The 7,334-nt window shown below is 71.6% G+C and carries 7 protein-coding genes; 1 reads left to right on the forward strand and 6 read right to left on the reverse strand.

The features are described 5' to 3' along the window. Positions 1 to 249: 249 nt before the first annotated feature. The 5 genes from KM933_RS32435 to KM933_RS32455 form a co-directional block, all read right to left on the reverse strand. Complete coding sequence (locus tag KM933_RS32435; RefSeq protein ID WP_221359029.1) at positions 250 to 1,752, reverse strand: glycoside hydrolase family 43 protein; 1,503 nt, start codon at positions 1,750 to 1,752, stop codon at positions 250 to 252. A gap of 145 nt (positions 1,753 to 1,897) precedes the next feature. Beyond that, positions 1,898 to 2,767, reverse strand: coding sequence for a class I SAM-dependent methyltransferase (locus KM933_RS32440; protein ID WP_221359030.1), 870 nt, complete (start codon positions 2,765 to 2,767; stop codon positions 1,898 to 1,900). A gap of 124 nt (positions 2,768 to 2,891) precedes the next feature. Further along, the gene (locus tag KM933_RS32445; protein WP_221359032.1) at positions 2,892 to 3,482 is read right to left on the reverse strand and encodes a helix-turn-helix domain-containing protein; all 591 of its coding nucleotides are present in this window, start codon (positions 3,480 to 3,482) and stop codon (positions 2,892 to 2,894) included. Positions 3,483 to 3,744: 262 nt separating this feature from the next. Then, complete coding sequence (locus tag KM933_RS32450; RefSeq protein WP_221359034.1) at positions 3,745 to 4,368, reverse strand: NAD(P)-dependent oxidoreductase; 624 nt, start codon at positions 4,366 to 4,368, stop codon at positions 3,745 to 3,747. A gap of 90 nt (positions 4,369 to 4,458) precedes the next feature. Continuing rightward, positions 4,459 to 5,256 carry an inositol monophosphatase family protein gene (locus KM933_RS32455; protein ID WP_221359042.1) on the reverse strand — a complete coding sequence of 266 codons (798 nt, stop codon included), beginning with the start codon at positions 5,254 to 5,256 and terminating at the stop codon, positions 4,459 to 4,461. A gap of 212 nt (positions 5,257 to 5,468) precedes the next feature. On the opposite strand from KM933_RS32455, the gene KM933_RS32460 reads away from it, so the two are divergent. Continuing rightward, the gene (locus tag KM933_RS32460; RefSeq protein ID WP_221359036.1) at positions 5,469 to 6,398 is read left to right on the forward strand and encodes a LysR family transcriptional regulator; all 930 of its coding nucleotides are present in this window, start codon (positions 5,469 to 5,471) and stop codon (positions 6,396 to 6,398) included. 133 nt (positions 6,399 to 6,531) lie between these two features. Here KM933_RS32460 and KM933_RS32465 read toward each other — a convergent pair whose 3' ends face one another. After that, positions 6,532 to 7,134 carry a DJ-1/PfpI family protein gene (locus KM933_RS32465; RefSeq protein ID WP_221359038.1) on the reverse strand — a complete coding sequence of 201 codons (603 nt, stop codon included), beginning with the start codon at positions 7,132 to 7,134 and terminating at the stop codon, positions 6,532 to 6,534. Positions 7,135 to 7,334 lie beyond the last annotated feature (200 nt).

The raw sequence follows: 7,334 nt of genomic DNA on the forward strand, positions 1-7,334 counted from the left end.
CCGTACCGCCGGGACGGCTTCGGGGAGCGGGTCGGCCGTACCCACCCCATTGGACCCTCAGGACCCCCGTCCCGCCAGCATGTACACCCCCTACTTTGCGTCACCTCCCCCTTAAACTTCCACTCCCCGGCGTCCGGCGGGCCGCGTTCGCGCCGGACGCCNGCATGTACACCCCCTACTTTGCGTCACCTCCCCCTTAAACTTCCACTCCCCGGCGTCCGGCGGGCCGCGTTCGCGCCGGACGCCCCGTCACTTGACCGGTGTGACGGCGACGTTGTCGAAGGAGGCGGCGGTGTCGAAGACCCGGAGACCGTTCGCACCACTGCCGTAGGTGGAGTCGCTGACCGATATCCTGGGCGTCGTCATGTCGTCGACGAACACCTTGATCGAGGAGCCGACGGCGGTGACGCGCAGCCGGTGGGACGAGCCCGGAGCGACGGTCGTGCGGGCGCTCCCCAGTTCGGTCCAGGAGTCGTTCGCCCGGCCGAGGACCACCTTGCCGCTCGGGCTGATGCCCGCGTAGTAGCCCGAGTAGCTGTCCCAGCCGACCGACGGCCTGCTCACCCGGAACGTCAGGCCCGCGTCCCCGGCGCCCGAGGTGACGGTGACGTCGGCGTCGTACGTGAAGTCGGCGGAGTTGGTGTCGAGCAGCGCCTTGCCGCCCAGGTCGCGTCCCACCCGGTACCGTCCGCCGGCGACCGACCACGTCCCGCCGTACGTCTTCCAGCCCAGCGCGTTGCCGTCGGCGAAGTTGTCCTTCACCTGCATCGCGATGCGCCGGATGGTGCCGTCGGGGTTGAAGTACATCCGGTCGTAGGCGAGTTGGCGGTGGTTGCCGTCGCTCTCGCTGAGCGGGCGGCGGTGGTAGACGATGTACCAGATGTCGGTGCCCGGCACGTTGACGACGGAGTTGTGGCCGGAGCCCTTGGCCACCGCCGGGTCCTGGGCGAGCACCTTGTCGAGTTTCCTGAAGGGACCGGTGGGCGAGTCGGACATGGCGTACGACACCGAGTAGTCGGGGCCGGTCCAGCCTCCTTCCGACCACATCAGGTAGTACTTGCCGTTCCGCTTGAACATGTAGGAGCCCTCCGTGTAGTTCTCCGGAGTGATCTCCTTGTAGGTGGACCCGTCGTCGAACGTGCCCAGGCTGGTCATGTCCGGGTTGAGCTTCACGACGTTGGCGTGGTGCCAGCCGCCGTAGTACATGTACGCCTGGCCGTCGTCGTCGATGAACACGTCCTGGTCGATCGGCTGGGCCCCGTTGTGGAACTGCGAGATCAGCGGCTTGCCGAGCGCGTCCTTGTACGGCCCCTCCGGACGGTCGGCGACGGCGACGCCGATGCCGCCGAGCTGGGAGTTGTTCTGGATGTCGTTCGCGGCGAAGTACAGGTAGTACTTGCCGTTGCGCTTCACCGGCGCGGGGGCCCACACCGCGTACTTGGCCCAGGAGACGTCGGCCGTCCTGAGGATGTCGCTGTGCTTCTTCCAGTGGACCAGGTCGGTCGAGGAGAACGCGTCGAGGTAGGTCTGCTCGGCGTAGGGCCTGGAGGCCGTGGGATAGACCCAGTACGTGTCGTCGTACACCGCGATGTCGGGGTCCGCGTACCAGCCGTCGACGAAGGGGTTGCCCGCCTCGGCGGTCGAGTACTCGGGCGCCGCGACGGCGGTCGAGGGCGAGAACATCGCCACGAGACCACCGGCGAGCAGCGTCGCCCAGGACTTGGCGACGAACCCGGTCGATCGGACTGTCATGAGGACCTCCGTGGGGTGGGGCTGACAGAGACGAGACAACGTTGTCGAGAGCTGGATGCCGCGAAGTCGTCCGTGAAATCGCCGCAAGCAGGTGCTTACATCGTTGCAAGGGACCTGTAAACCCTTTGCACACGGACCAGGGGTGTCAAGCGCGCCGGGCGGCCCAGACGGTGCGTTCGGTGCGTACCGTCAGGTCGTCGCGGCGCAGGATGCCGTGCGGGCTGCCGGTGTCGAGGAGTCGGTCGAGCGCGGCGAGGTCTTCGGGGGCGAGCCTGTCGGCGACGGCGCTGCGGATGCGCTGCAGGACGCCGACGGCGTAACGGCCGATCGCCTCGCCGCCTTCGCCTCCGACGGCGACGGCGACGGCGACGGTGCGTTCGCCCTCCACGACGAAGTCGGCCGCGGTCAGCATCGGGCCCCAATCGGCACCGCGGTGGGGCATGCGCTCGGCCTGGAGGCGGTCGGCCGCGGCATGGACGCGCTCTTCGAGGCCGGGCCGGTCCGCAGGGGCGTTCTCGGGCAGGAAACGGGGGTGGCCGGCCAGTTCCACGACGGCGAACAGGCCGCCGGGCGCGAGCATGTCGCGGACGGTGCGCAGCGCGTGGCCGGGGTGAGCCATGTGGTGCATCGAGGCCGACGCCCATACCAGCTCCGGTGAGCCGAGGTCCGGCCAGGTGGCTTCGTCCAGGTCGGCCTGCACCGTGCGTACGCGGTCCTCGACGCCGCGGGCGCACGCCTTGGCGCGCAGGCGCCGAAGGTGGTCGGCGGAGGCGTCGACGGCGGTGACGTGCGCGTCGGGGAAGCGGTCGAGGAGGGCGAAGGTGCCCGCGCCGGTGCCGCAGCCCAGGTCCACGAGGTGGTGCGGGCGGGCGGCCAGCGGCAGCCATGCGGTGATGGAGGCGGTGTGCTCGGCGAGGACCTCGGCGTCCAGGTCGAGGATCTCGGCCTGGGCGCCGGTGTCGGTCCGGTGGTCGTGGTGCCGGCCGCGAGGGGCGTGGGTGTGTGCGTGGCTCATGCTTCTCACCCTAGGGCGGCTATGCGCTTGAGGCACTGGACATCCCTGTTCACGCAAGATGATGGCCGGGCGTGATGCCCGGCGCGCAAGAGCCCGCCTCGGCGCGGGGCCGCGGATCCGGCCGTTACGCGGAAGGGCTCCCGGGGCTGTCGGCGTCGTCGCGCTGGTGCCCGCGGCGGGCGTCGCGGTCGAAGATGCCCAGGATCTCGCAGGGCCCGCCTTCGGCGCCGATCGCGTGCGGCATCATCGTGGGGAATTCGGCCGCCTGGTTGGTCTCCAGCCGGAAGCGACGGTGGCCGAGCATGAGGACGGCGGTGCCGGAAAGGACGACGAGCCATTCGCGGCCCGGGTGGGCGCGCATGCGCGCCGGGTTCACGGGGGGCGGTTCGGTCAGTCGCTGGCGCACCACGCTCATCCCGGGATCGGCCTTGATGCTCCAGCGCATCCGGCTGTGGGTGGCATCGACCGTCGGGCTGGTGACGACGTCGTCGGTGGCGGTCTCCACGAGCTGGTCGAGGGTGGTGTCCAGCGCGCGGGAGAGGGTGACGAGCTGATCCAGGGCCAGGCGGCGCTGGCCGTTCTCGATGCGGCTCAGTGAGGACTGGCTGAGGTTGGCCCGTTTCGCCAGCTCCTCCAGGGACCAGCCCTGCGCCACCCGCAGGGCGCGCAGGCGTTTGCGCACGAGACCGTCCAGATCCCCGTCTTCTTGCGTCATGAGCAACATCATATGTCCTGAGTGCATGACCGGCTCGGTGTCGTGCGCGGACGACCCGCGACGCGTGGGGCCACGTACGGGGGAAGGGCAGGAGGAGGAAGGGCAGGAGGTCTGGTCTCACCCTGGCCGACGGCCCGGTCCCAGAACTCGCCCCGTGTGCCGGCGCCCGCTCGACCACGGCGACGGGCGTCGGGCCGGCCGGCGCCGCCATGGGCGCCGGCGTGGGGGCAGTGCCGTCGCCACGGTCCCGGCGCGGGTTCTTTCAGCCGCTTCCGAACACCGCGACGGTGTCCGCGTCGGCGAAGTGCGGTGTCTCCGCCTCCGCGACCATCAGCGCCGCGACACCCGCCCGCGGCGCCATCGGCGGCACCAGGCGGGCCTGGAACTCCCCGGCGCGCACGAGGCGCCCGTTGCCGCGGTAGGGCTTGCCGGTCAGCGGCCCGGCATGGACGGTGGTGCCCCCCGCCGCGCGGACGATGTCGCCGGAGACCTTCTTGGCGTCCCACTCATGGCGCAGGACGCGCTTGAGGAGCGCACCGCCGAACGCCCCCAGCGCCCCTTCGGTGGCACCCATGCCCAGGGAGGCGAGCCAGATGACGCGGGGTGTGGCCGAGGCGAGCCGGCGGGCGCCCTCGACCAGCGTCGCGGGGTCCTGCCCCTTGCTGATCCCCAGGCCGCTCACGACGACGTCGGCGCCCCTGACGGCCGCGGCGACGCTGCCGGGATCGTGTACGTCCGCGCGGACCACGCGCAGCTTTCCCGAGGCGGGTACCTGGATCAGTTCCGGCCGGCGGGCCAGGGCGACGACGTCGTGCCCGCGTTCCAGGGCGCGCGCCAGCACCAGGCGGCCGGTCTGTCCGGTGGAACCGAGTACGGCGATCTGCACGGTGATCTCCAGTCGTGGCGGCAGGGGAGGGAGGAGCAGCAGGAGGGGAGGGAAAGGGCGAGAGGGAAAGGGGGAGAGCGAAGGGGCGCGTCACAGAGCGCCCGGGCCGGACAGGGCGCCGACGGCCTGGGCGTGCAGGCCGGACGCGCAGGCCAGGAAGTCGCTGCTCGCCAGGCCCCACGGCTCTCCCCTGGTGTCCGTGACCGTGCCGCCGGCCTCCGCGACCAGCAGCGCGCCGGGCAGGAGGCCCGAGCGCACGTCGGAGAACTGCCAGAAGACGTCCGTGCGGCCGGCCGCGACATGGATGAGCTGCATCGTGGCGGGCACCGAGACCCGCACCACCAGCGCGCCGAGCAGCATGGCCGTCACCGAGGCGCCCATGCGGCGCAGCGCTTCCTCGTCCTCGCCCGGCTTGGCCTGACCGGTGCCCACCAGAGCCGCCCCCAGGTCGGTCTTGGCGGAGGAGCGCAGCACCTCACCGTTCAGGAAGGCGCCCCCGCCCCGCAGGGCGGTGTACGTGTCACCGGTCAGCGGCTGGTGAACCACGGCCAGGACCGGGACGTTGTCGCGCACCAGGGTGGCGGTCACGGCCCACTCCCCCATGCCGTGGATGTGGTTGATGTTGCCCTCGGCCGTGTCCACCACCCACCACTCCCCGTCGGGCAGGGCGCCGCCGGCCAGCTCGTCCTCCACCCACCGGGCGCCGGGACGCGCTTCGAGCAACGACTGCCGGAGCAGCGCCAGGACCGCCTCGTCGTTGGCATGGATGGCCCGGACGATCTCCTCCAGGCCGGCCGGGCGCGCGTCCACGTCGTAACGCCGCCGCAGGATTTCCCCCGCCTCACGCACGGCGGTCACGGTGCGCTCCAGCACCGCTTCCGTCTCCATGGTCACGGCGGTCCCGGCGGAGGCGGCGAAGGCGGCAGTTCCGGCGGAGGCGGCCGTCCCGGCGGAGTCGGTACGGGGCGCGGAGAAGGCGTTCATGATCGCTCCTGATACGGAAGAGAAGGTTCTCGCGACCTGTCGGCCGCTCGCCTTCGACGTTAGAACCAGGCATCATTAACTTCAAATGCAATCTAATTACGACTGGATTTACCTTCATGCAACTGGATTTGAATCTGCTGATCGCGCTCGACGCCCTGCTGGAAGAGGGCAGCGTGACGGACGCCGCCGCCCGTCTGAACGTCTCCGCCCCCGCGATGAGCCGCACCCTGGGCCGTATCCGCCGGGCCACCGGAGACCAGATCCTGGTCCGCACCGGCCGTACCATGACGCCGACCCCTCACGCCCTCGCCCTGCGCGCGCCCGTGCACGACCTGGTCCAGCAGGCCCGGTCGGTCCTCGCCCCCCACACGGACGTCGACCTCGCGGCGCTGGAGCGGACCTTCGTCCTCAAGTGGCACGACGCGCTGGCCGCCGCTGCCGGTCCCGCCCTGCTGCACTCGGTGCGCGCGCAGGCACCCGGGGTGCGGCTGCGCTTCCTGGCCGAAGCCGGTACCGACACGCTCGACCCGCGGCGGGGCGACATCGACCTCGAAGCCGGGGCCGGTGTCCCCTCCTCGCCCGAGTTCCGCCACGAGACCGCCGGGCACGACCGGCTCGTCCTCGCCCTGCGTCCCGGCCACCCCCTGTGCCGTGGTCCGCTCACCCTCGACGACTACCTGGCCGCCGACCACATCACCGTCTCCCGCCGCGGGCGGCTGCGCGACCCCGTCGACGACGCCCTCGAAGGCCGGGGCATGCGCCGGCACGTCGTGGCCGCCGCTCCCACCAGCGCCACCGCTCTGCAGTTCGTCCGCCACCACGACCTGGTCGCGGCGGTCCCCCGCCTGGTCAGCCGTCCGCTCCTGGACGACCTGGGCCTGCGGACCCGGCCCCTGCCGCTGGCCATGCCCCCCGTCCCCGTCCGCCTCGCGTGGCACCACCGCTACGACAACGACCCCGCCCACGCCTGGCTGCGCAAGCAGGCCCGCACCGCCCTGCGCCAGGTCTGCGGGCCGGACGACGACGCCACCGCGGCGGACGGGTGAGCGTTCAGGTCCCTCGCTCCCGGGCCGTCAGGTGTTCGACGGCCGTGACGACGGCTACGGCTACGGCTACGGCTGTGGCTGTGGCGAGGGCCACGGTCATGGTGCGGTCCGCGACGGCCGGGTTCCGGCCGGGTCACACGGGCGGCTGCGGATCGTACTGGATACCGCGGCGTACCTGACGTGCGCGTTCGGGGGACGACAGGCGTGCGACGAGGTGGAGGGCCATGTCGATGCCGGCCGAGACCCCCGCGGAGGTGACCGTGTCGCCGTCGTCGACGAACCTCTCGTCAGTCCGCACGTCGATCGTGGGGTCGAGTTCCCTCAGCCGCTCCACGGCGCCCCAGTGGGTCGTGGCCGGGCGCCCCGTCAGCAGGCCGGCCGCGGCGTAGACCAGCGAACCGGTGCACACGCTCGTCAGCAGCGGCACCGACCGGCGCTGGCGCCGCACCCACTCCAGGTGCCGGCTGTCGTCGAGCAGGAGGCGGGTCCCGCGGCCGCCGGGGTGCAGCAGGACGTCCGGCGCGGGCATGTCGTCCATCGAGTGGTGTGATCCGATCGTGAGGCCCTTCGAGCAGGTCACGGGCTTGCCGTCGGCGGAGAAGCAGTACGCCGCCCACCTGTCCTCGGGAAAGTTTCGGGCCCAGTAGGACAGGACCTCCCAGGGGCCGACCGCGTCCAGTTCCTCGACGTCCGGGAACAACAGGATGCCGAGGTGCCGAGTCTTCTCATGGCTCATGCCATGATCCAAGCAGGCCCGGCCGGGCGCGACCACCGAGTTTGCGTCCTGTGCCCCGCAGGGCACCCGTGACGGCACCGCTCCGCCCCGCTCACAGCTGTGAGCGGGGCGGAGCCGTGTTTCCCGTGGGGGCGGTCCGTCAGGGCAGGGTCCATTTCTGGTTGGCGTTGGTGTGGCAGGTCCACAGGTGGACCGCTGTT

The sequence above is a fragment of the Streptomyces beigongshangae genome (genome assembly GCF_019710745.1).
Taxonomy (GTDB): Bacteria; Actinomycetota; Actinomycetes; order Streptomycetales; family Streptomycetaceae; genus Streptomyces; species Streptomyces beigongshangae.

Coding starts and splice junctions, on each gene's coding strand:
- KM933_RS32465 (WP_221359038.1), bottom strand. CDS start 7,134: ATGAGCCATGAGAAGACTCGGCACCTCGGCATCCTGTTGTTCCCGGAC.
- KM933_RS32435 (WP_221359029.1), bottom strand. CDS start 1,752: ATGACAGTCCGATCGACCGGGTTCGTCGCCAAGTCCTGGGCGACGCTG.
- KM933_RS32440 (WP_221359030.1), bottom strand. CDS start 2,767: ATGAGCCACGCACACACCCACGCCCCTCGCGGCCGGCACCACGACCAC.
- KM933_RS32445 (WP_221359032.1), bottom strand. CDS start 3,482: ATGACGCAAGAAGACGGGGATCTGGACGGTCTCGTGCGCAAACGCCTG.
- KM933_RS32455 (WP_221359042.1), bottom strand. CDS start 5,256: ATGGAGACGGAAGCGGTGCTGGAGCGCACCGTGACCGCCGTGCGTGAG.
- KM933_RS32460 (WP_221359036.1), top strand. CDS start 5,469: ATGCAACTGGATTTGAATCTGCTGATCGCGCTCGACGCCCTGCTGGAA.